We start from the raw sequence: 22,566 nt of genomic DNA, 5'->3' as shown, positions 1-22,566 counted from the left end.
GGGCTCGGCGTGGTCATCATTGGCATTATCGGCGGCCTTTGGGGCCGTTGGAGGAAAAAATAATGGCGTTTGATTTCCTTCAGGACAAAGACCGTATCTTCACCAATGTCTATGGGTTTCAATCCTATGACTTGAAGGCTGCGCAGAAGCGCGGTGACTGGGACAATACCGCCGATATTATCAAGCGCGGCAATGACAAGATCATCGAGGAAATGAAGGCCAGCGGCCTGCGCGGTCGTGGCGGAGCGGGTTTTCCGACCGGCCTGAAATGGTCGTTCATGCCCAAGGAAGCGCCCAAGGACAGCCAGGGCAATCCGCGGCCGAGCTTTCTCGTCATCAACGCCGATGAATCCGAGCCGGGCAGCTGCAAGGACCGCGAAATCCTGCGCAACGATCCGCACAAGCTGATTGAAGGCGCCTTGATCGCCGGTTTCGCGATGCGGGCCCGCGCGGCTTATATTTACATTCGCGGCGAATATATTTTCGAAGCCAAGGTCATGGAGGCGGCCGTCAAGGAAGCCTATGACGCGGGTCTGATCGGCAAGAATGCCGCCAAATCCGGCTATGATTTCGACGTCCTCGTCCACCGCGGCGCCGGCGCATACATCTGCGGCGAAGAAACCGCGATGATCGAAAGCCTCGAAGGCAAGAAGGGCCAGCCACGGCTGAAGCCGCCATTTCCTGCCGGTGCAGGTCTCTACGGCTGCCCGACCACGGTCAACAATGTCGAGTCTATCGCGGTCGTTCCGACGATCCTGCGGCGTGGCGCTGCCTGGTTTGCCAGCTTTGGCCGCGAAGGCAATCACGGTACGAAACTGTTCCAGGTTTCCGGCCATGTCGACAAACCGGCAGTGTTCGAAGAAGCGATGTCGATCCCGTTCAAGGATATGATCGAGAAACATTGCGGCGGTATCACCGGCGGCTGGGACAATCTGCTTGCGGTTATTCCGGGTGGGTCTTCGGTTCCGTTGGTTCCGGCGGCGCAGATCATGGACGCACCAATGGACTTTGATGGTCTCAAGGAGCTTGGTTCCGGTCTCGGTACCGCTGCGGTCATCGTGATGGACAAGTCGACCGACATCGTTCGCGCGATTTCGCGGCTCAGCTATTTCTACAAGCATGAAAGCTGCGGCCAGTGTACGCCATGCCGCGAAGGCACAGGCTGGATGTGGCGCGTGATGGAAAAAATGCGCGATGGCGACGCGGAAATCGGCGATATCGACACGCTGTATGAAGTCACCAAGCAGGTCGAAGGCCACACTATCTGCGCGCTCGGCGATGCAGCGGCCTGGCCGATCCAGGGCCTGATCAGGCATTTTCGGCCGGAGATGGAACGCCGTATTCGCGAGCATAAGGGCGAAGAGATCATGGAGGCGGCGGAGTAGCTATGCCTAAAGTAACCGTAGATGGCATCGAAATCGAAGTGCCGCAGGGCGCTACCGTGCTGCAAGCCGCAGAGCTTGCCGGCAAGGAAATCCCGCGTTTTTGCTATCATGAACGCCTGAGCATTGCGGGCAACTGCCGCATGTGTCTGGTTGAAGTGAAGCCGGGACCACCGAAGCCGCAGGCGAGCTGCGCGTTGCCGGCTGCCGAAGGCCAGGAAATCCGCACCGACAGCGAAATGGTCAAGAAGGCGCGCGAAGGGGTGATGGAGTTTCTCCTGATCAACCATCCGCTCGATTGTCCGATTTGCGATCAGGGCGGCGAATGCGATCTTCAGGATCAGGCGATGGCCTATGGCAAGGGCGGATCGCGCTACGAAGAGAATAAGCGCGCGGTTACCGAGAAATATATGGGACCGATCGTCAAGACGGTGATGACCCGCTGCATCCACTGCACCCGTTGCGTGCGCTTTGCCGAGGAAATCGCCGGCGTCGAGGAAATTGGCGCTATTGGTCGCGGCGAGGGGATGGAGATTACGTCCTATCTCGAAGGCGCGGTGCACAGCGAATTGTCCGGCAATGTTGTCGACCTTTGCCCGGTCGGCGCTTTGACCAGTAAGCCTTATGCGTTTGAAGCGCGTCCCTGGGAATTGACCAAGACGCTCGGCATAGACGTGATGGACGGTGTTGGCACCAATATCCGGATCGACAGCCGTGGCCGCGAAGTGCTGCGTGCTCTGCCTCGGGTCAATGATGACGTGAATGAGGAATGGGCGACCGACAAGACCCGCCACGCGATCGACGGCCTGATGAAGCGCCGTCTCGACAAGCCTTATGTGCGCAAGAACGGCAAGCTGGAACAAGCAAGCTGGAACGAAGCATTCCAGGCGATTGCCGATGTGAACGCGGGCAGCTCGGTTGCTGCTATTGCCGGCGATCTGGTTGACTGCGAAACCATGTACGCGGCGAAAAAACTGCTCAAGTCGATGAAGTCGGACATGCTGGAAGGCCGCCAGACCGGACTTTCCTATGACGTGTCCAATCTCGCCGCGGTGAACTTCAACTCTACCATTGCCGGTATCGAGGAAGCGGACGTGATCCTGCTGGTCTCGACCAACCCGCGCTGGGAAGCGTCTCTGGTCAACACCCGCATCCGCAAGGCTGTCCGCAAGGGCGGAGCGAAGGTTTATGGCATCGGCCCCGAAGCAGACCAGACCTATCCGGTCGAATGGCTGGGTGACGATATGGGCTTGCTGACGAAGCTGCCCAAGGCGATTGCCGATGCGCTGAAGGGCGCAGAACGGCCAGCGATCATCCTTGGTGGTGGTGCGCTCAGCGTTGAAGGCGCGCATGGCGCAGCGCTCAAGCTGGCTGGGAAATATAAACTGGTTCGTGATGGCTGGAACGGCTTTAACGTCCTCCACATCGGTGCTTCGCGCACCGGCGGGCTGGCGCTCGGCTATGCTACCGATGGCGGGATCAAGGCGATTGCGGCGAAGAAGCCGAAATTGCTGTTCGCGCTTGGTGCGGACGAAATGAATTACGAGCCGTTCAAGGATAGCTTCAAGGTCTTTATCGGCCATCATGGCGATGCCGGTGCCCATGCGGCGGACGTTATCCTGCCGGGCGCTGCCTATACCGAGAAAAACGGCACTTATGTCAATCTCGAAGGGCGCGTTCAGCGTTCGAACAAGGCGATTTTTGCGCCGGGCGACGCGCGCGAGGACTGGAGCATTTTGCGGGCCCTGTCGGATGTGATGGGCAAGACTTTGCCATTCGACAGTTTCGAGCAATTGCGCGCCCATATGGCGAAAGATCATCCCGAACTGGCTGCAGAAGGTCTGCTGACGTTCGAATGGTCGCCGCCAACCGGCTTGCCCGACAAGCCGAAGGGGCAGGGTGTCCATCCGGTCAAGGATTTCTACCTGACCAACAGCATCGCCCGCGCCAGCGCGACGATGCAGCGCTGTTCTGCGGAATTGCTGCATGCCGATGACGAATTGATGGAGGCGGCAGAGTGATTGTTTCTGGTAATACCGTCATCCCGGCGCAGGCCGGGATCCAAACCAATCTCGGCTCTCTCTCGATAGTCGGGCTGGACCCCAGCCTTCGCTGGGGCGACAATATGGAGGTGTCAGCATGACCGCATATCTCCAATCCCTGATGGGCTTTGAAGCCGGCTGGTTCGTCGGCACGCTCGCGTTGATCCTGCTGATCGCGCTGCCGCTGATGCTCGCCGTGGCGATGATCATCTATGTCGACCGGAAAATCTGGGCCGCCATGGCATTGCGCCGCGGACCAAATGTGGTCGGGCCCTTCGGTTTGCTGCAGTCTTTCGCCGATGGTTTGAAAGTGTTCCTGCAGGAAACGATCATTCCTTCGGGCGCCAACAAGGGCCTGTTCCTGCTCGCACCGATCATCACCTTCACCGTGGCTTTGCTCGCCTGGGCGGTTATCCCGTTCGGCGAGAACATGGTGCTGGCCAATATCAATATCGGCTTGCTCTACATTCTCGCGGTCAGCTCGCTGGGCGTCTACGGCGTGGTTATTGCCGGTTGGGCGAGTAACTCGAAATATCCGTTCTTTTCCGCGATGCGTGCTGCCGCTCAGATGATTTCATACGAAGTCTCGATCGGCTTCGTGATCATTGCGGTGGTGCTGATGGCCGGCAGTTTCAACATGCAGGATATCATCATCGCGCAGAAATCCCATCTGCTCGGGATCAATGCTTATGGCATCAATCCTTTGCTTTTTCCGATGGCGGTGGTGTTCCTGATCTCCTCGCTCGCCGAAACCGCTCGGACACCGTTCGATCTGACCGAAGCGGAAAGCGAGCTGGTCGCCGGTTACCAGACCGAATATTCGTCCATGTCCTTCGCGCTCTTCTGGCTCGGGGAATATGCCAATGTGCTGCTGATGTGCACGCTCAACGCGATCCTGTTCTGGGGTGGCTGGCTGCCACCGATTGACTGGGCACCGCTTTACATGGTGCCGGGCATCATCTGGCTATTCGCAAAGATTTTCTTCTTCTTCTTCATCTTCAGCTGGGTCAAGGCGACGGTTCCGCGTTACCGCTATGACCAGCTGATGCGTCTGGGCTGGAAGATATTCCTGCCGCTGAGCCTGTTCTGGGTATTCCTGGTCAGTGGGTATCAGATGATCGATAAATTTGGATTGCCGCTATGAATATCGCACAAACCATCAAGGCCTTCACCCTGTTCGAATTTATCGGCGCGCATATGCTGACGCTGAAATATTTTTTCAAGGCGAAGAAGACGATCAACTATCCCTATGAGAAGAACCCGATTTCGCCGCGGTTCCGGGGTGAGCACGCTTTGCGTCGCTATCCCAATGGCGAGGAACGCTGCATTGCCTGCAAGCTGTGCGAAGCGGTCTGTCCGGCGCAGGCGATCACGATCGAGGCCGAACCACGTGAAGACGGCTCACGCCGCACCACGCGCTATGACATTGACATGACCAAGTGCATTTACTGCGGTTTCTGTCAGGAAGCCTGTCCGGTCGACGCCATCGTCGAAGGGCCGAATTTCGAATATGCGACGGAAACGCGCGAAGAGCTGATTTACGACAAATCGAAACTGCTGGAAAACGGCGACAAATGGGAGCGGGCAATCGCGGCAAACCTTGCCGCCGATGCGCCCTACCGGTAATGGGCGAGGGAACACGGGGATTATGATAATTTCACACGATTCTGACATACTCGTCATCCCAGCGAAGGCTGGGATCCAATCCAATATATGCTCTTCCACCATAGGCGGGTTAGGCCCCAGCCTTCGCTGGGGTGACGGAGTGGGAATATAATGCAAATATTTGCTTTCTATCTATTCGCATCCATCGTGCTTGCCAGCGGTGCTTTCTGCATCTTTGCGCGCAATCCGGTGCATAGTGTCTTGTGGCTGATCCTGGCGTTTTTCAACGCAGCGGGTCTGATGTTGCTGGTCGGCGCGGAGTTTATCGCGGCGCTGCTGGTGATCGTCTATGTCGGCGCGGTTGCAGTGCTATTCCTGTTCGTCGTGATGATGCTCGACATTGATTTCGCTGAGTTGCGAGCGGGTTTCATGAAGAACCTGCCGCTTGGCCTGCTGCTGGCTCTGGTGCTGGTAGTAGAAATTATTTTTGGCGTCGGTGCATGGCAATCGTCGGGCATGGGAGAGGCCACTGCTGCTGTCGGCCTTCCGGAAGGCGCGCCTTCCAATATCGAGCAGCTGGGCGCTTTGCTCTACACCAAATATGTCTTCCTGTTCGAGGCCGCGGGCATGATCCTGCTGGTCGCTATGGTCGGCGCAATCGTTCTGACCCACCGCAACCGCGGCGGCGTCCGGAAACAGAATATCGCCGATCAGGTCGCTCGCCGGCCCGAGGATGCAACCCGCAACACACAGCCTGAAGTCGGTAAAGGGGTCGAGCTATGATCGGCATCGAACATTATCTCGTCGTCAGCTCCATCCTGTTCGTGATGGGCATGCTCGGCATATTTCTCAATCGCAAGAATATCATCATCATCCTGATGGCGATCGAATTGATCCTCCTTGCGGTGAACCTCAATTTTGTCGCGTTCAGCGCCTTTCTCGGCGACATGACGGGACAAGTGTTCGCCATGTTCATCCTGACCGTGGCCGCAGGCGAGGCCGCCATCGGGCTGGCCATTCTCGTGATTTATTTCCGTCAGCGCGGCACCATTGCCGTCGATGATGTCAACCGGATGAAGGGGTAACGCCGGTGAATTTCAATTCCGTCATCCCAGCGAAGGCTGGGATCCAACCCAAATCATGTGCTCCCACCATAGGCGGGTTAGGCCCCAGCCTTCGCTGGGGCGACGAGGTTAATTCGTGAACAGCATCACCCTCATAGTATTCCTGCCCCTGCTGGCAGCGATCGTCGCCGGTTTCGGTAACCGTGTCCTCGGCAATGTGCCGGCGAAAATCATCACCACGGGCGCGCTGTTCACTGCTTGTGGGCTGAGCTGGCCGATATTCATCGGTTTTCTGAGCGGAGCCAGCAGCGCGGAAGTCGTGCCGGTTATGACCTGGATTGTCTCCGGCGACCTGACATTTGACTGGGCCTTGCGGGTTGATGCGCTGACCGCCGTGATGCTGGTCGTCGTGACCACCGTTTCCGCGCTCGTCCATCTCTATTCATGGGGCTATATGGATGAAGATCCGGATCAGCCGCGCTTCTTTGCCTATCTGTCGCTGTTTACCTTTGCCATGCTGATGCTGGTGACCGCCAATAATCTGGTCCAGATGTTCTTTGGCTGGGAAGGCGTTGGTCTTGCATCCTATCTGCTGATCGGTTTCTGGTTCAAGAAACCCAGCGCCAATGCCGCCGCGATCAAGGCTTTTGTCGTCAACCGCGTCGGTGACCTCGGCTTCATGCTCGGCATATTTGGTACCTTCCTGGTATTCGGCACGGTGTCGATTCCGGAAATCCTCGAAGCCGCTCCGGCAATGGCCGGTTCGTCGATCACCTTTGCCGGGATGCGTCTCGATACGATGACGATAATCTGTCTGCTGCTGTTCGTCGGCGCGATGGGCAAGTCCGCGCAACTCGGCCTGCACACATGGCTGCCGGACGCGATGGAAGGGCCGACACCGGTTTCCGCCCTGATCCACGCTGCCACCATGGTTACCGCAGGCGTGTTCATGGTCTGCCGTCTTTCCCCGATGTTCGAAACCAGCCCTGTCGCTTTGATGGTTGTGACCATTGTCGGCGCGTCCACCGCGATTTTTGCGGCTACGGTCGGTCTGGTCCAGCACGATATCAAGCGTGTGATCGCTTATTCGACCTGTTCGCAGCTTGGCTATATGTTCTTTGCTGCTGGCGTTGGCGCTTATAGCGCGGCGATGTTCCACCTGTTCACCCACGCGTTTTTCAAGGCGCTTTTGTTCCTTGGCGCCGGTTCGGTGATCCATGCGATGCATCACGAGCAGGACATGCGCTATTATGGCGGCTTGCGGAAAGAAATTCCGTTGACCTTCTGGGCAATGATGGCCGGAACGCTGGCGATTACCGGCGTCGGTATTGTCGGACTAGGCGGCTTTGCCGGTTTCTATTCCAAGGATGCGATTATCGAGGTCGCTTTTGCCAGCGGTACCGAAGTCGGCCAGTTTGCTTTCTTCATCGGCGTTCTCGCGGCCCTGCTGACCAGCTTCTACAGCTGGCGGCTGATGTTCCTGACCTTCTGGGGCACACCGCGCTGGATCCAGTCGGAACATATCCAGCATAGCGTTCACAAAACACCAGAGGAAGCCGGAGCCGACCAGACCGGCGGCTATCATCCTCATGAAAGTCCCGTTTCCATGCTTATCCCTCTTGGCGTATTGGCCACCGGTGCGGTTTTCGCCGGCTTCCTGTTCCACAATCAATTTGTCGAAGCAGCCGAGGGTGCAGCTTTCTGGGCCGGAAGCCTCGCTTTTGACGAGCATCTGATGCACGAAATTCACAATGTTCCGATGTGGGTGAAGCTGTCCTCGACCGTCGCGATGCTGACCGGTCTCGGCACCGCCATCTTCATGTATTTCTATGGCAAAGACCGTCCGGCGCGTCTGGCCGCAACCTTCAGCCCGCTCTACAAATTCTTCTTCAACAAATGGTATTTCGACGAGCTCTATCATCTGATCTTCATCCGCCCCGCTTTCTGGCTGGGACGGCTATTCTGGAAGACTGGCGACGAGGGTATGATTGACCGGTTCGGGCCAAATGGCATCGCTTCGGTGATCGCCAGCGGAACCGGCGTCATGAAACGCTTCCAGAGCGGTTACCTATACACTTACGCCCTCGTCATGCTGCTTGGCCTTGCTGCCGCAGCGACCTGGATTATCGTGCAGGGAGCCAGCTAATGAACCAGCTTGATTTCCCGATCCTGTCCCTGATGATGGGGCTGCCCATGCTGGCAGCGATTATCTGCCTGTTCCTCAACGCGCAGGCCGCGCGCTGGCTGGCGCTTGTTACAACGCTGGTGCTGTTCGGTCTCGGCGTGGTTCTATGGGCCAATTACGACATTGGCGGTCCGCAGTGGCAATATGTCGAACGGGCCGACCTGTTCGGTAGTTTTGCATGGGCGCTGGGTATCGACGGCATCTCGATGCTGCTGATCATGCTCACCGTCTTCCTGATGCCGATCTGTATCGGTGCAAGCTGGGAATCGATTCAGACACGGGTTGGCGAATATATGGCGGCCTTCCTGTTCATGGAAGTGCTGATGATCGGCGTGTTCGCGGCGCAGGATATTTTCCTCTTCTACATACTGTTCGAGGCTGGCCTGATCCCGATGTATCTGATCATCGGTATCTGGGGCGGCGCCAACAGGATTTACGCCAGCTATAAATTCTTCCTCTACACCTTGCTCGGTTCGGTGGTGATGCTGGTAGCTATGCTGTGGATGGTACAGGATGCCGGAACCAGCGATATTCCAACCCTGCTCAACTATGATTTCGCACCCGAGGCACAGACATGGCTGTGGCTGGCATTCTTCGCCAGCTTCGCGGTCAAGATGCCGATGTGGCCGTTTCATACATGGTTGCCCGACGCGCACGTTCAGGCGCCAACCGCCGGTTCGGTGATTCTGGCTGGCGTGCTGCTGAAAATGGGTGGTTACGGCTTCCTGCGTTTCTCGCTGCCGATGTTCCCGGAAGCATCCGAACAATTCATCTGGCTGATCTTCGGACTGTCGATGGTTGCAGTGATCTACACTTCGCTGGTGGCGCTGGTGCAGCAGGATATGAAGAAGCTGATCGCTTATTCATCCGTTGCCCATATGGCGATCGTCACGCTCGGCCTGTTCGCGTTTAACCGTCAGGGTATCGAGGGTTCGATCATCGTGATGCTGAGCCACGGCCTTGTATCCGCTGCGCTCTTCCTTTGTGTCGGCGTGATCTACGACCGGCTGCACACACGCGAAATCGACCGTTACGGCGGGCTGGCAATCAACATGCCGAAATATGCCATATTGTTTCTGCTGTTCACCATGGCCTCGATCGGCCTGCCGGGTACCAGCGGTTTCGTTGGCGAATTTCTCTCGCTGATCGGCCTTTACGAGGTTAGCAGCTGGGTCACGCTTGTCGCGACGACCGGGATCATTCTCGGCGCCGGCTATATGCTCTATCTCTATCGCCGGGTTGCATTTGGTGAACTTGTTCACGAGGATGTCAAAGCGATGCCGGATCTTTCTGCACGGGAAATGGCGCTGCTCGCGCCGATCGCCGCTGCTGTCATGTGGATGGGTGTCTATCCCGAAAGCTTCATGGCCCCGATCCGGGGTGACGTCGGCGCGCTGGTTGCGCGCATCGACCGCGCCGCTCCGGAAGGCGACGCGAATCTTAAAATGGGCGAGGCCAAGGCCGTCGCCAAAGACCACGCCCAAGGGGAGGCACACTGATGGATATCGGAAATTCCCTTTGGCTGGTTTCGCCTGAAGTCTTTCTTTCGGCTTCGAGCCTGATCCTGCTGATGATTGCCGCATGGGGCGGCGAAAAATCCGCACGTCTGGTTACTATATTGTCGGCAGCGGCGCTTTTCGGCGCATCGATCCTGCTGATGGTGCTCGCGCATATGCCCGAATTCAAAGGCGGAGCCTATGCGTTTGACGGCCAGTATCGCATGGATGCTTTCGGCAGTGCGGCGAAATTCCTCGTCTATCTTGCCGCGATAATCTCCCTGATGGTGGCGCCGCGCTTCTTCAAGGGGAGCGGCAGATATCGGCCCGAATATCCGATCCTGATCCTGTTTGCCTCCGTCGGCATGGGGATGATGGTCTCGGCAACCGACATGATGACCCTCTATATCGGTCTCGAGTTGAACAGCCTGTCCGCTTATGTACTCGCCAGCTTTATCCGGACCGACATAAGGTCCTCGGAAGCCGGTCTGAAATATTTCGTCCTTGGCGCACTGGCCAGCGGTATGCTGCTGTTCGGTATTTCTCTGGTTTACGGGTTTGCCGGTTCGACCAGCTTCGCCGTGATCGGTGATACGCTGAGCGGTGATCTTTCAACCGGCCCGTTGATTGGACTGGTTCTTGTCCTCTCCGGTCTGGCGTTCAAGATCAGCGCCGTGCCGTTCCACATGTGGACGCCCGATGTTTATGAAGGCGCGCCGACACCGGTCAGCGCATTCTTCGCCAGCGCCCCGAAAGTGGCCGCTGTTGCTTTGACCACGCGGGTGATCATAGATGCCTTTGGCGGCCAGACTTCGGCCTGGCAGCAGATCATCGTCTTTGTCGCACTGGCTTCGATCATTCTCGGGGCGGTTGCCGCCATTGGTCAGCAAAACATCAAGCGACTGATGGCCTATAGTTCGATCAATAATGTCGGCTTCATACTCATCGGTCTCGCTACCGGCACGGCACAGGGTATTTCGGCGATGATGTTCTATCTCGCCATCTATGTTGCGATGACCCTGGGCAGCTTTATCTGCATTATGGAAATGCGGGACAAAGACGGGAAGCCTCTGGAGACCCTGTCGAGCCTCGCTGGCCTGTCACAGACACGCCCGGGTCTTGCTGCAGCTTTTGCCGTCTTCATGTTCTCGCTCGCCGGTATCCCGCCTCTGTTCGGTTTCTGGGGCAAGTTTCTGGTGTTTGATGCCGCCGTTGCAGCAGGCATGTTGCCGCTCGCGGTCATCGGTATCGCCGCTTCGGTAATTGGTGCCTTTTACTATATCAAGGTCGTCAAGATCATCTATTTTGATGATCCCGCTGGCGAGATTGTTGTCACCGGCCACAAGACCGAAAATGCACTGATTGCGGTTCTGGCATTGTTCGTATCGCCGCTCGGCTATCTTGCGATACCGTTCATGGCGCCTGTGACGATTGCAGCCGGGGCGTCTCTTTTCTGACTATTCGCATAGAGACGGTCGGGCAAACCGCATCGACCAATGCGGATTTGAAGGCGCTGGCCGAGCAGGGCGGCGCCGTTGAAGGCTTTTGGCTGCGCGCCGAAAAGCAGATTGGCGGAGTCGGGCGTCTCGGACGCAAATGGGAGAGCCCGGCGGGCAATCTCTATTGTAGCACGATAGTCGATATCCGGTCCGGTGACCCGGCACCTTCCAATCTTTCCTTTGTCGCCGGACTAGCCGTCTATACTTCTATCCGTTCGTTCCTTCCCGACGCCGAAATGATCCTGAAATGGCCGAATGATGTTCTGGTATCGCAGGGCAAAATCTGCGGAATCCTGCTGGAGCGGGTGAAAAATCAGGTTGTGGTCGGGATCGGCGTGAATATCTCGGTCAAACCCGAGGTCGAGGGCAGGGTAGTGACCAGTCTGGCGACCGAGGGCGCAACCATAGACGCTGCCGGTTTTCTGGACCATTTGTCCGAAACATTCGCCGCTTTTGTAAATATCTGGCGCGATCAGGGATTTGCGCATATTCTGACGGAATGGCAGAAGCTGGCCCATCCGGTTGGCAGCGCAATCACGACCAGTGATGATCGCGGCGAAAGAATAACCGGCGAATTTGCCGGCCTGACCCGTGATGGCGCACTCTGCTTGAGAAAAGCCGATGGAACGCTTATCGAAATACACGCCGGTGACATTTCCATCGGATAGAGAGAAGAGTCGCTGATGCTATTGGCAATCGACGCCGGAAATACCAATGTTGTGTTCGCTCTTTTTGACGGCGATGACATTCGCGCGCGCTGGCGCATCGCAACCGATGCCCGCCGCACTGCCGATGAATATGTTGTCTGGCTCCGGCAGTTGCTGGAGCTGGAAGGGCTGGAGCTGAGCGCAGTTGATTCAGTAATCATCGGCACGGTGGTTCCGCGGGCGCTCCACAATCTGACGGTTCTCTCGGAAAAATATTTTGGCGTGACCCCGCTTGTCGCCGGCCGTGGCGCGGCGGAATGGGGCGTCGCCCTTGATGTAGAGCAACCCGATAGCGTCGGCGCCGACCGCGTGCTCAATGTTATCGCGGCGCATCAGAAATATAAGCAGGATATCGTGATCATCGATTTCGGAACGGCAACCACGTTCGATGTCGCAGACTATGAAGGCGCCTATAAAGGTGGTATCATCGCCCCTGGGATTAATCTTTCGCTGGATGCTCTTGTCGGAAAGACCGCACAGCTTCCGCGTATCGCGCTGGAATCGCCCGAAAGTGACAATGTAATCGGCACCACGACGGAAAGTCAGATGCTGATTGGTATTTTCTGGGGTTATGTTGCGATGATCGAAGGGCTAGTAGCGCGGACAAAGGCGCAAATCGGCCGACCGACCAAGATCATTGCTACCGGCGGATTAGCCGTATTATTTGACGAACATACAGATGTATTTGACCATCTGGAATCGGACCTGACTCTTCAGGGCCTGCATTTCCTCTATCAGCGAGCAACACACGCTACATGACAAAAGCAAAAAAAGAACTTCTCTTCCTGGCCCTTGGCGGTTCGGGCGAAATCGGCATGAATGTCAACCTGTACGGCTGTGACGGCAAATGGGTGATGGTCGATCTCGGCATGACCTTTGCCGACCCCAGCTATCCGGGAATCGACCTGATCCTCCCCGATCTTGAATTTATCGAGAAGAACCGCAAGGATCTGCTCGGCATCGTGCTGACCCATGGTCATGAAGATCATATCGGCGCGGTCCCTTATTTCGCCGCCGACCTTGATGTTCCGCTGTTCGCGACTCCGTTCACGGCAGGTCTGATCCGGCGCAAGCTGGAAGAAGTCGGGCTGGAACGTCAAGTCAAGCTGAACATCATTCCCAACGAGGGCAGCTTTGATCTCGGACCATTCGGCTTCCGCTATTTGCCGATCGCGCACTCTATTGCCGAGGGCAATGCGATGCTGATCGACACGCCTTATGGCAGGATTTTCCACACCGGTGACTGGAAGCTGGATGACGAGCCTGTGCTCGGTGTCCCGTCTTCACCGGAAACGCTCAAGCAGATTGGCGATGACGGCATTCTCGCCATGGTCTGCGATTCGACCAACGTCTTCAACGAAAAGGCATCCGGATCGGAAGGCGAAGTGCGCCGCAACCTGATGCGGGTTGTCGAGGATATCGACACGCGCATCGTGGTGACGACCTTCGCATCCAACGCTGCCCGATTGCAGACTCTTGGCGAAGTCGCCATCCATGCAGGGCGCAAGCTTTGTGTGGCTGGCCGTTCGCTTGACCGGATCATCGAGAATTGCCGCGAGAACGGCTATCTCAAGGATTTCCCGCCGACCGTGGACTTCCAGGAGGCGATGAGCCTGCCGCGTGACAAGGTCATGATCATCGCAACCGGTGGTCAGGGAGAGGCTAGGGCCGCTCTCGGACGGATCGCCGGCGACAGCCACCAGATCAAGCTTTCCGAAGGCGATCATGTGCTGTTCTCGTCGAAACAGATTCCCGGCAATGAAATCGCGATTGGCCGGATCCAGAACCAGCTGGCGTCGAAAGGCGTGGTAATGATTACCGAGCGTCAGGAGCATATCCATGTTTCCGGTCACCCGGGACAGCCCGAGCTCGCCCAGATGTACGACTGGATAAGACCGGAAATCCTAGTCCCGGTTCACGGCGAGATTCGCCATATGAAAACCCAGGAGCGCTTCGCTCTCGATCATGGCGTCCCGAAGGCTATATTCCAGCAAAATGGCGATGTTGTGCGTCTGGCGCCCAACGGACCGAAGATATTGGGTCAGGAACGCACCGGACGACTTGTCGTTGATGGCGATGTAATTATCCCGGCCGACGGCAGAACCTTGAACGACCGGCGCAAGACAGCGCATAACGGCATGATCTCGGTAGCCATCGGTCTGGATCACAAAGGCAAGATTTTCGGTCAACCGGTCCTGAAAATGCACGGCGTCCCGCTCGAGGAAGACGAAGAAGATTTTCTCGACGAAGTGGTCGACAAGATCGTCGGCAAATATTCCAAGCCGGTTGGCGACATCGACAAGTTCAACGAAGCGATTCGTTTGCTCGTCCGTCGCAGTGCGACCGAATGGACCGGTAAAAAACCCATCGTTTCGGTGCTCACTGTGGAGGCCTAGCAGGTCATGCAACTCTACTCCGTCTTCGCGATCTATGTATTATTCTGGGTGACAGCCGCGTTCATCATCCTGCCAATCGGTATCCGCAACCACCATGAAACCGGCAAGGAAATGGTGAGAGGGCAGTCGGACGGCGCTCCGGCCAATTTCCGGCCCTTGCGGGTATTGTTGCTGACCACGCTGCTTGCGACAACCATGTTCGGGCTATTCTATCTCAACTATGTCTATGGCTGGATCAGCATCGACACTATTGATTTCTTCAACAGCCGCGAACGGATGAAAGACGTCTGATCCTAGCTGCGCAGACGCTCGATCGCCTGGGCCAGGGCGACATATAGTTTGCCGACATCTGACGAAAGCAGGGTCACGCTGATCGCGCTGCCGTCACGGGTGGCAAGCACGCCGCGCAGCATCGCTTCGAAATCATGAATGTAGCGGTTCACATGCTCGCGGAATTCGTCATTCGCGGAATATTGCGCCAGCACTTCGCGCACTTCCCGATTGTCGAGCAAGCGAACGGCGCGCCGCGTAAAGATACCGCGATCGCCCTTCAGATAGGCGGCCCATTCGGTGTCGGTGACGTCGTTCGACAGAATCTTGCCGACATCAATCGATATGGAGTTCAGTGACTCGGTCAGTTGCGCCACCCGCCGGGTGAAGTTCTCGTCGCTGCTTTGCTCGGACTTTTCCTTGGCAAACAGGATGCGTTGCTCGAGATTGGTCGTCATGTCTTCGATGGCGGCCAATTGATCGGTAAGATGGGCAGCGGTCGACTGGGTTGTCGCAACCGCACTCGACACAGCCTTCTCCAGCTTCGGAGCTATTGACCCGATCTTGTCGTCGATGATCCGGTTCAGCGCTTCTTCGCTTACTCTTTCGAAGGTTTCGGTTGAGCCGGCAATCGACTTTTCGAGCACTTCGCGCGAATGTTCGGAAGCCTGTTTCGCTGTGTCCTTGACCCGCAACAGGGCACTGATCAGCTTCTCGCCGGCGCTTTCTGCCAGAGATTCATTCTGCTCGCGGATTTCTTCGAGCGATTTGGAAATTGCCGCAATCTGGTCGACAATCGATCGGCCCGCAACGTCTCCCTCTTCCCGCAATTTCTGAATCTGTTCCTGCTGCTGGCTGATCGACAGGTCGGTTTGCGCAATGCGCTCCGCTATTTTTTCAGCGTCTTCCTGCGCCTTGTTCGCTTCGCTGGCGATCTGGCCATATAGAGCCAGGCTTTCCTTGGATTTCTCCGAGACCCGCTCGAATGCATAGGGCAGGGTTTCGTCCATCTCCCGCGCGCTGCTATCAAGCGCCACCAGTAGGCGTTCCATACGTTCGATCATGCCATCGGCGACACCATGGCCACTTTCGAGCGAAAGCTGCAGGGCGGCGCTATTCTGTTCCATCGCGGCCATTGCAAAGGCCAGATTCGCCGTCTTGTCGCCGCTTTCGTTGTCGAGCTTTTTGAGGTTGTCAGAGATTTCGGAGACGGTTTGGTCAAGCGTCGCCGCCAGCGCTTTCAAGCGCAGCTCTTCTCCGTCAGCGACTTTGCCGGCGCTTGCCAGAGCCGCTTCGAGAGCGTCGAGGTCTGCACGCATCACCAGCGCTGATTCCGATGTTTCGGAAGCGAGATCGGATCGTGCTTTGCGCAGCGCTTCGATGGTTTCTGCTGTCGTTTTTTCCAACAGGTTCGCCAGTTCGGCCGAGCCGGCACCGGCGTCATCGAGCTGTTTCATCAAACTCGCTTTGATTCGTTCCGCTTCGGCCGCGAGACTTTCAACCGAGAGGACCGATTTGTCCGTCAGTTCATCGAGGCTCTTCTTGGCTCCGGCGCCGACTTCCCCGATTTTTCTGAGGATCGAAACCATGGCAGCCATTTCGGTTTGGGCCGTCCGCCCGGCATTACCGATCTGATTGGTTACGTCCTTGGCGGTGTTGATGACCACCGGCAGATGGTCGCGCAGCTGCTCGAGATTTTTATAAGCGGCTTCACCGACTTGATCGAGCTTCACCATTTTGCCGAGACCGTCTTCCAGCGAGCTTCTCATCAATTCGGCGGCATTGACCAGTTTGACAGAAGATTTGTCCCCGAGGAATTCGAGTTCGCGGCTTTCGTGACTCAGGAACTCGCGCGCAACGCTGAGTTCGTTATTGACCGTTTTCAGTCGGGCTTCGAGCAACTCGGACTCGGCGCGCAGCGAGGAGGCTACATCGTTGAAGCGATTCGCCTCTTTGCTGCTGTTGCGCATGTAGAGCAGATAGCCGACGCCCAGCGTGGCAATCGGCAAACACCATTGGGTGATCAGGTCTATCCCGGCCTTGGCAGATGGTATCGCGGTGAAAATATCGCGGTTGGCCCAGAAGAAAAATCCGGTCCAGCCGAGGGCGGAAATAGCCAGCAATAACACTGGTATATATTGCGATCGGGCCGGGGCAGTTGTCACTTCATCAGTATAATGGCTCCAGCTGTCGTCCGACAGGCTCTCGCTATCTTGCTGGATTTCTTCAGCTGAATCTTGCTGTTCCGCTTCCGGACCGTGCGCATCACTCGCCATGTTTGCGGTTGCTTCTGCCTGTTCGCTGTCAGGATTTTCATCCCGATCGCGCCACATCCCGATTATCTTATTTTCACCTGTCATGAATGCTATTTAACACAATATCGAATCATATAAACTATAAGTTAACCATATCGGGTGTATTCGACAAAAATGTCATTTGATTATGGAGCTTTGGATGCCGCTCTGACGGCTGCAGTAGGCGACGACCAGTTGCTCATTGCAGAGCTCCGCGCGGCGTTTCTCGAGAGCGCAAGACGGCAAGTCGATCTTCTGAGCCGAGCGCGTTGCGATGCCAATTGGGAATATGCTGCGTGGCGTCTGAAGGGGCTTGCTGCCAGTTTCTCTGCGACCAAGATTCTGCATCTAGCCGATGAAGCCGCTCATTCGGCGCCAGGCGATCCGGTGATATTGCGGAAATTGCAACGTGCAGTTTCCGAAGTCGAGGTCCATCGGGACTGAGTTCCTTTCTGGCGTAATAACTGCCCAACTGCACCCACTTCTCCGGATTATCGATTGGCATGTTCGGGCGCCACCATCTATGGACAGGAACAACCTTCCTATTCATCGACCGGGACCCAAATATTCGTGAAACTGGCACTGATTTCCTTAGCAAAAGACGATCTCGAGGGGACTGGCCCGATTGCTTTGCTGCCGTTATTCGACGGCACTCTGCTCGACTTGCAGATCCGCGCCGCGCAGCGCTTCGGTTGCGAAAAATTTATTTTCCTCTGCCCCGTGACGCATGGCGCTTTGTTGCAGAAGATCGATGCGATGAAACAGCAGGGACTGGATGCGGAATATGTCCGCACCCCCAGTGATCTGGTACAATATGCGACCGATCAGGATCACATAATCTATATCGCCGACGGCATATTGCCCAATGCAGAGATTGTTGAACAATTGAGCGGGGAACCGCAGGAATTGCTGTTTACCGTGTTGCACGGGGACGAATATCAGGAGTTCGAGCGGATTGACCTCAACCAGCGCTGGCTGGGTATTGTCTCGCTCAACACCTCGCGCCTGAGCGCCTTGATCGATATCCCGGATGACTGGGAGGTCGGCTCTGCCTTGCTGAGAACGGCGGTGCAGGCGGATTGTCCGCGTGCGATTATTTCAGATCGCAGAATGGGCGCCGGGGCAATTGCGCATGTGCAAAGCGAAATCAGTGCGGAGCAATTTACCCGGCGCAAGTTGAGAGACATGCCCGCCAAAGGCAGTAATTTCCTCAACCGCTTTCTTCTACATCCTTTGGTGAAACGCAGTCTTCCACGGCTTTGGAAGAAAAAGGCTGCGCCACAATATCTTGGCATATTTACGCTGACAGCAGGGGCTGGCGCAATTCTGACGGCTGCTTTCGGTTATGCCGTTGCATCGCTGATCCTGCTTTTTGCCGGCAGCGTGGCGCAATATATGCGCGCAGCAATGGTGCAATTTGGCAGTGTGGTGACTGTAAGGGACTGGACCCGTTTGGCGCTGGAATTTCTCGCGGCAACTGCTGTGGTGATCCTTCTGGTGAAAGCCTCTGTTACACCGACTTTGGCGCCAAATCTAGTGATCGCATTCTTGTTGCCCGCCCACCTGCTTCTCTCGAGGGCCGGAACCCTCAATCGCCGTCTGGCTCTGATGAAGCCGGATATGCGATTGATCTTGCTCGTTTTGCTGTTGGCCACTATTTTTGGCGCGTTTCCATACGGCCTTTATGGCGCAGCACTTTATACCGGTCTGTTTCTCGTTCTTGATCGATATCTGACCAAAGATTCGCCGGAGAAACCTGCCTTGCGGGGCCAATAGCCGAATCCCGCTTAGCGGCTTGTTAACCACATTGGGGTACGGACAGGCTATGGCACAGCGAGTTTTTCGATGAACGAGACGATGAATAACGATATCATCCGGCATGCTTCTGCAATGGCTGATAAAGCTACGTTCATTGCAGAGGACTTTGCTCAGGCGCTGTTTCCCAGAACCAATGTGGTTTTTAATGACCGGATGCGGTCCAATGCGCGGCAATATCTGCGCAGTGTGATCGGCCAGATCGAAGCGCGTATCTGCGTGATAGTGACCCAGGAGCTTGGCGTTACGCAGGAAACACTCGTGAAGATTGCGGCAGGCGGGGCAGGTCAGAGCTTTCGTTTGCTCGAGAATTCCGGTTTGCTCAAGACGGTGGAAATCGTCCAGCATCTATTTGTCAAAGCACAGCAAAGCGAACTGGCTGCGCGATTGTTGCAGAAGATTTCGCAAGCGGATCTTGAGGCGACGTTGACCCGTCACCTCGATCATGACGATCCGGTGATTGCCGAAGCCGCCATGGGCCTGCTGGTAGCGCAATCGAAAACCACCAGCGCGGTCGGCGAGATATCCGCCAGTCTGGCCGATTTGCCCGCTGAAATCGCATATGCTTTTGCCTGGCCCGTAACGGCCTCGCTCGCCCGGCTTTCCGGCTTGCCCGGTCTGCAATTGCAGACGGCAACCGAGCGGCTACTGGCCTCTCATGACGAAAGCGCCAGCGTGGCGCGCAAGGCCGACCGTCTCGCCCAGTTGATCGAGCAATCGAAAACGGCGGAGGACCATATTCCGCATCCGATGAGAGATGGTCTGTCCCTGTTCATTGCGCGACTGGCCAGACAGACAGGTTTGACCAGCGATCAGATTGTGACCTTCACGGCCGAACCGGATATGGCACGGCTTGTCGTCGCCATGCGTGCGGCAGATTTCCCTGTGCAGGAGGCCCTGTCGGTATTTTTTGCTCTTGATGACGGCGACCATATTCTCACCGCAGCCACCTATGGAGAGACCGACCGGGACCGGTCGCTAGCTCTGGCATCGCGCTGGGCCGCACCCGATAGTTTCCAGAACGCGCAACGGGTTCTCGCCGACGACAGTCTGGGTGATCGGGGCAAATGACGGGATCAGGCAAACTGGCCGAACCGGTGCGCGGGCAAGTGGATTTCGACGGCATGCTTTTGTCCGCCGATCCGCTGTTGATGCGGCTGCACCTGCGCAGCGGTGGCGCTGAAGGCGGAGCATTGGCGGTACCAGAATTGGCGGAATTGTGCCGGATCAGTCGCAGACTGGGGATGAATCTGTCGCGAGCGGCACAGGCATCGGATGATGACTGCCGGATTGATATGTGGGTCGAAACCCGGTTGGTTTCGTCAGAAAAAGACCAGCAGCTCAGCCTGGCCATTATCGACTGGAAAGAGCGCCCTCATGATGACACGGGCAAAATAGATTCCGCTCGCGAACGTGATTTTGACCGGTTGGAAGGGCGGGGAGCGATCAGAACCGATGCGGCTCTGCGGATCATCGCCCAGCAAATGCCCGTCGAAGCTGGGCAGGCTTCCGATGCTATTGGTCAGTCCTTGCTCGATATATATGATGTCATTCCCCCTTCGGCCCACGCGAGATTGCTCGAATCAGTGGCCGAGCGGCAACCGATCCGTAATCAGCGGGTGCGCGAGAAAGGCGGGAGCCAGCGTCTGTTCGTGCTGCAAGGGCAACCATTGATAGACAAGGGCGGCATTTTCGCTGGCTACCGCTTTACGGCAACGCCGGATGATCCGGAGACAAGCGGCAAAGACGCCAAGGCCGTGGCCGGAAAACTGATCAGCGACAGTCTGTTCGGGTCCCAGCTTGGTCCGGCCTTGCGCCAGCCGCTTGGCAAGATCATCGCGAACGCAGAAACGATCAGCAGCAAGCTCGAAGGTCCTTTGCGGGGTGACTATGCCAGCTATGCCAAGGATATCGCATCGGCCGGCCGGCATTTGCTGGATCTGGTCAATGATCTGTCCGATCTCGAGGCTATTGAACGGCCCGAATTTACGGTTGCTCCTGATGATATCGATCTCGTCGATCTGGCGCACCGCGCGGCGGGTTTGCTGGCGGTAAAGGCTTCTGATCATCAAATCAGGATCGACCTGCCCAAGGAAAGCGACAAGCTTCCTGCCCGTGGCGAATTTCGCCGGTCGCTGCAAATACTCGTCAATCTCATCGGTAACGCCATCCGCTATTCGCCCGACGGTTCGGTGATCAAGGTGCGCGTTTCTGCCGGCGAAGAACTCGCGCGGATTTCGGTAACCGATCAGGGCGACGGCATTGCTGCGGAAGACCAGGGCCGGATTTTCGAGAAATTCGAACGGCTTGGCCGGTCTGGCGATGGCGGCAGCGGACTGGGTCTGTTTATCTCGCGTCGACTGGCTCATGCCATGGGCGGAAGTCTGACCGTAGCGAGCGCGGCTGGTAAAGGTTCAACCTTCACCCTGGCGCTTCCCGACCGAAAAGAGCCATAAAAAAGGGGAGCACAGAGGCTCCCCTTCTTCTATAAATGTTTATTATCTCTACCGCTTGTCGATAGGGACAAAGTCGCGCTTGGCCGGACCTGTGTACAGCTGACGCGGACGACCGATGCGCTGGCCTGGATCGGAAATCATTTCGTTCCATTGAGCGACCCAGCCGACGGTGCGGGCAAGGGCGAACAATACGGTGAACATCGATGTCGGGAAACCGATCGCGGACAGGATGATACCCGAGTAGAAGTCGACGTTCGGGAACAGCTTCTTGTCGATGAAATAGGGATCGTTGAGCGCCATTTCTTCCAGTTTCAGGGCAACATCAAAGACCGGATCCTTGACCTTCAGCGTTTCAAATACTTCACGCACGGTTTCCTGCATCACCGATGCACGTGGATCGTAATTTTTGTAAACGCGGTGGCCAAAGCCCATCAGACGGAACGGATCGTCCTTGTCCTTGGCGCGCGCGATATATTCCGGAATGCGATCGGGATGGCCGATTTCCTTCAGCATGTTGAGCGCTGCTTCATTGGCGCCGCCATGGGCAGGGCCCCAGAGGCAGGCAATGCCGGCCGCGATGCAGGCAAACGGATTGGCACCCGAAGAACCGGCAAGCCGGACGGTCGAGGTCGAGGCGTTCTGCTCGTGATCGGCATGGAGGATGAAAATCCGGTCCATGGCTTTTTCAATCGCCGGATGCACTTCATATTCCTCGGCGGGAACGCCGAATGTCATGCGCAGGAAATTGCCGGTGTAGGACAATTCATTGTCGGGATAGACGAACGGCTGACCGATCGAATATTTATAGGCCATGGCGGCGATTGTCGGCATTTTCGCGACCAGACGGTGGCTGGCGATCATCCGCTGGGCGGGATCGTTGATGTCGGTGCTGTCATGATAGAAAGCTGACAATGCGCCAACCACACCGCACATGATCGCCATCGGGTGAGCGTCGCGGCGGAAGCCCTGATAGAAACCGCGCAGTTGCTCATGCACCATGGTGTGACGCGTGATCGTGTTGTTGAAATCGGCAAATTCTTCCGATGTCGGCAATTCGCCACGCAGCAAGAGATGCGCAACTTCCATGAAGCTGCTCTGCTCGGCTAGCTGTTCGATCGGATAGCCGCGGTGCAGCAATACGCCTTCGCCGCCATCGATGAAGGTCAGCTCGGACTCGCAGCTAGCGGTCGAAGTGAAGCCGGGGTCATAGGTGAAGGCACCGGTCTGGCCGTATAATTTACGAATATCTACAACATCGGGGCCCACTGTGCCCGTCAGAATCGGATATTCATGAGTGTCGCCGTTGATGCTGAATTTTGCGTTATCGCCCACGATATTGTCCTTTCTGCTCCTGA

General features: G+C 56.6%; 19 protein-coding genes. 17 read left to right on the top strand and 2 right to left on the bottom strand.

What is annotated here, in order from left to right:
* The first annotated feature begins 62 nt into the window (after positions 1-62).
* From nuoF to AAC060_RS09990, 13 genes are all read left to right on the top strand, one after another.
* Positions 63-1,385, top strand: coding sequence for an NADH-quinone oxidoreductase subunit NuoF (gene nuoF / locus AAC060_RS10050; protein ID WP_339825649.1), 1,323 nt, complete (start codon positions 63-65; stop codon positions 1,383-1,385).
* 2 nt (positions 1,386-1,387) lie between these two features.
* On the top strand, positions 1,388-3,403 hold the full coding sequence (gene nuoG, locus AAC060_RS10045) for an NADH-quinone oxidoreductase subunit NuoG (protein WP_339825646.1): 2,016 nt from the start codon (positions 1,388-1,390) through the stop codon (positions 3,401-3,403).
* 118 nt (positions 3,404-3,521) lie between these two features.
* Complete coding sequence (nuoH, locus tag AAC060_RS10040; protein ID WP_339825644.1) at positions 3,522-4,568, top strand: NADH-quinone oxidoreductase subunit NuoH; 1,047 nt, start codon at positions 3,522-3,524, stop codon at positions 4,566-4,568.
* Positions 4,565-5,050: an NADH-quinone oxidoreductase subunit NuoI gene (nuoI, locus tag AAC060_RS10035; protein ID WP_339825642.1), complete on the top strand. Its 486-nt coding sequence runs from the start codon at positions 4,565-4,567 to the stop codon at positions 5,048-5,050. Before nuoH ends, nuoI begins: the two co-directional genes overlap by 4 nt.
* Positions 5,051-5,197: 147 nt before the next feature.
* A complete protein-coding gene (locus AAC060_RS10030) occupies positions 5,198-5,812 on the top strand; it encodes an NADH-quinone oxidoreductase subunit J (RefSeq protein ID WP_339826322.1) in 615 nt (204 codons plus the stop codon).
* Positions 5,809-6,114, top strand: a complete 306-nt coding sequence (gene nuoK, locus AAC060_RS10025) for an NADH-quinone oxidoreductase subunit NuoK (protein ID WP_067198924.1) — start codon at positions 5,809-5,811, stop codon at positions 6,112-6,114. The genes AAC060_RS10030 and nuoK overlap by 4 nt, the downstream gene beginning before the upstream one ends.
* 115 nt (positions 6,115-6,229) lie before the next feature.
* Positions 6,230-8,239, top strand: a complete 2,010-nt coding sequence (gene nuoL / locus AAC060_RS10020) for an NADH-quinone oxidoreductase subunit L (protein WP_339825640.1) — start codon at positions 6,230-6,232, stop codon at positions 8,237-8,239.
* Positions 8,239-9,777 carry an NADH-quinone oxidoreductase subunit M gene (locus AAC060_RS10015; RefSeq protein ID WP_339825638.1) on the top strand — a complete coding sequence of 513 codons (1,539 nt, stop codon included), beginning with the start codon at positions 8,239-8,241 and terminating at the stop codon, positions 9,775-9,777. The genes nuoL and AAC060_RS10015 overlap by 1 nt, the downstream gene beginning before the upstream one ends.
* The gene (gene nuoN, locus AAC060_RS10010) at positions 9,777-11,231 is read left to right on the top strand and encodes an NADH-quinone oxidoreductase subunit NuoN (protein ID WP_339825635.1); all 1,455 of its coding nucleotides are present in this window, start codon (positions 9,777-9,779) and stop codon (positions 11,229-11,231) included. The genes AAC060_RS10015 and nuoN overlap by 1 nt, the downstream gene beginning before the upstream one ends.
* Positions 11,228-11,941, top strand: a complete 714-nt coding sequence (locus tag AAC060_RS10005; RefSeq protein WP_339826320.1) for a biotin--[acetyl-CoA-carboxylase] ligase — start codon at positions 11,228-11,230, stop codon at positions 11,939-11,941. The genes nuoN and AAC060_RS10005 overlap by 4 nt, the downstream gene beginning before the upstream one ends.
* A gap of 15 nt (positions 11,942-11,956) precedes the next feature.
* A complete protein-coding gene (locus tag AAC060_RS10000; RefSeq protein ID WP_339825633.1) occupies positions 11,957-12,739 on the top strand; it encodes a type III pantothenate kinase in 783 nt (260 codons plus the stop codon).
* The gene (locus AAC060_RS09995) at positions 12,736-14,376 is read left to right on the top strand and encodes a ribonuclease J (protein ID WP_339825631.1); all 1,641 of its coding nucleotides are present in this window, start codon (positions 12,736-12,738) and stop codon (positions 14,374-14,376) included. The genes AAC060_RS10000 and AAC060_RS09995 overlap by 4 nt, the downstream gene beginning before the upstream one ends.
* Before the next feature lie 6 nt (positions 14,377-14,382).
* Entirely contained in the window at positions 14,383-14,667 is a 285-nt protein-coding gene (locus AAC060_RS09990; protein WP_339825629.1) for a DUF1467 family protein, read from the top strand.
* Positions 14,668-14,669: 2 nt separating this feature from the next.
* Here the strand turns inward: AAC060_RS09990 and AAC060_RS09985 are convergent, their stop codons facing one another.
* Positions 14,670-17,006, bottom strand: coding sequence for a hypothetical protein (locus AAC060_RS09985; RefSeq protein ID WP_339825627.1), 2,337 nt, complete (start codon positions 17,004-17,006; stop codon positions 14,670-14,672).
* A 69-nt stretch (positions 17,007-17,075) separates the two neighbouring features.
* Here AAC060_RS09985 and AAC060_RS09980 point away from each other — a divergent pair, with 69 nt between their 5' ends.
* The 4 genes from AAC060_RS09980 to AAC060_RS09965 all read left to right on the top strand — a co-directional run bounded on the left by AAC060_RS09980 (position 17,076) and on the right by AAC060_RS09965 (position 21,211).
* Entirely contained in the window at positions 17,076-17,384 is a 309-nt protein-coding gene (locus AAC060_RS09980; protein ID WP_339825625.1) for an Hpt domain-containing protein, read from the top strand.
* 126 nt (positions 17,385-17,510) lie between these two features.
* Entirely contained in the window at positions 17,511-18,716 is a 1,206-nt protein-coding gene (locus AAC060_RS09975) for a hypothetical protein (protein WP_339825623.1), read from the top strand.
* Between the two features lie 69 nt (positions 18,717-18,785).
* Complete coding sequence (locus AAC060_RS09970; RefSeq protein WP_339825621.1) at positions 18,786-19,826, top strand: hypothetical protein; 1,041 nt, start codon at positions 18,786-18,788, stop codon at positions 19,824-19,826.
* On the top strand, positions 19,823-21,211 hold the full coding sequence (locus AAC060_RS09965) for a HAMP domain-containing sensor histidine kinase (RefSeq protein WP_339825618.1): 1,389 nt from the start codon (positions 19,823-19,825) through the stop codon (positions 21,209-21,211). The genes AAC060_RS09970 and AAC060_RS09965 overlap by 4 nt, the downstream gene beginning before the upstream one ends.
* Positions 21,212-21,259: 48 nt before the next feature.
* Here the strand turns inward: AAC060_RS09965 and AAC060_RS09960 are convergent, their stop codons facing one another.
* Positions 21,260-22,543 carry a citrate synthase gene (locus AAC060_RS09960; RefSeq protein WP_339825616.1) on the bottom strand — a complete coding sequence of 428 codons (1,284 nt, stop codon included), beginning with the start codon at positions 22,541-22,543 and terminating at the stop codon, positions 21,260-21,262.
* Between the last annotated feature and the right edge of the window lie 23 nt (positions 22,544-22,566).

It is taken from the genome of uncultured Parasphingorhabdus sp., assembly GCF_963975555.1.
Taxonomy (GTDB): Bacteria; Pseudomonadota; Alphaproteobacteria; order Sphingomonadales; family Sphingomonadaceae; genus Parasphingorhabdus.
The sequence above is the reverse complement of the archived record's forward strand: the minus strand, read 5'-3'. Positions and strand labels throughout refer to the sequence as shown.

What these genes read in the sequence shown, in the direction of transcription:
- nuoF (WP_339825649.1), top strand. Translation starts at nt 63, where the DNA reads ATGGCGTTTGATTTCCTTCAGGACAAAGACCGTATCTTCACCAATGTC.
- nuoG (WP_339825646.1), top strand. Translation starts at nt 1,388, where the DNA reads ATGCCTAAAGTAACCGTAGATGGCATCGAAATCGAAGTGCCGCAGGGC.
- nuoH (WP_339825644.1), top strand. Translation starts at nt 3,522, where the DNA reads ATGACCGCATATCTCCAATCCCTGATGGGCTTTGAAGCCGGCTGGTTC.
- nuoI (WP_339825642.1), top strand. Translation starts at nt 4,565, where the DNA reads ATGAATATCGCACAAACCATCAAGGCCTTCACCCTGTTCGAATTTATC.
- nuoK (WP_067198924.1), top strand. Translation starts at nt 5,809, where the DNA reads ATGATCGGCATCGAACATTATCTCGTCGTCAGCTCCATCCTGTTCGTG.
- AAC060_RS10015 (WP_339825638.1), top strand. Translation starts at nt 8,239, where the DNA reads ATGAACCAGCTTGATTTCCCGATCCTGTCCCTGATGATGGGGCTGCCC.
- nuoN (WP_339825635.1), top strand. Translation starts at nt 9,777, where the DNA reads ATGGATATCGGAAATTCCCTTTGGCTGGTTTCGCCTGAAGTCTTTCTT.
- AAC060_RS10000 (WP_339825633.1), top strand. Translation starts at nt 11,957, where the DNA reads ATGCTATTGGCAATCGACGCCGGAAATACCAATGTTGTGTTCGCTCTT.
- AAC060_RS09995 (WP_339825631.1), top strand. Translation starts at nt 12,736, where the DNA reads ATGACAAAAGCAAAAAAAGAACTTCTCTTCCTGGCCCTTGGCGGTTCG.
- AAC060_RS09990 (WP_339825629.1), top strand. Translation starts at nt 14,383, where the DNA reads ATGCAACTCTACTCCGTCTTCGCGATCTATGTATTATTCTGGGTGACA.
- AAC060_RS09985 (WP_339825627.1), bottom strand. Translation starts at nt 17,006, where the DNA reads ATGACAGGTGAAAATAAGATAATCGGGATGTGGCGCGATCGGGATGAA.
- AAC060_RS09980 (WP_339825625.1), top strand. Translation starts at nt 17,076, where the DNA reads ATGTCATTTGATTATGGAGCTTTGGATGCCGCTCTGACGGCTGCAGTA.
- AAC060_RS09970 (WP_339825621.1), top strand. Translation starts at nt 18,786, where the DNA reads ATGAACGAGACGATGAATAACGATATCATCCGGCATGCTTCTGCAATG.
- AAC060_RS09965 (WP_339825618.1), top strand. Translation starts at nt 19,823, where the DNA reads ATGACGGGATCAGGCAAACTGGCCGAACCGGTGCGCGGGCAAGTGGAT.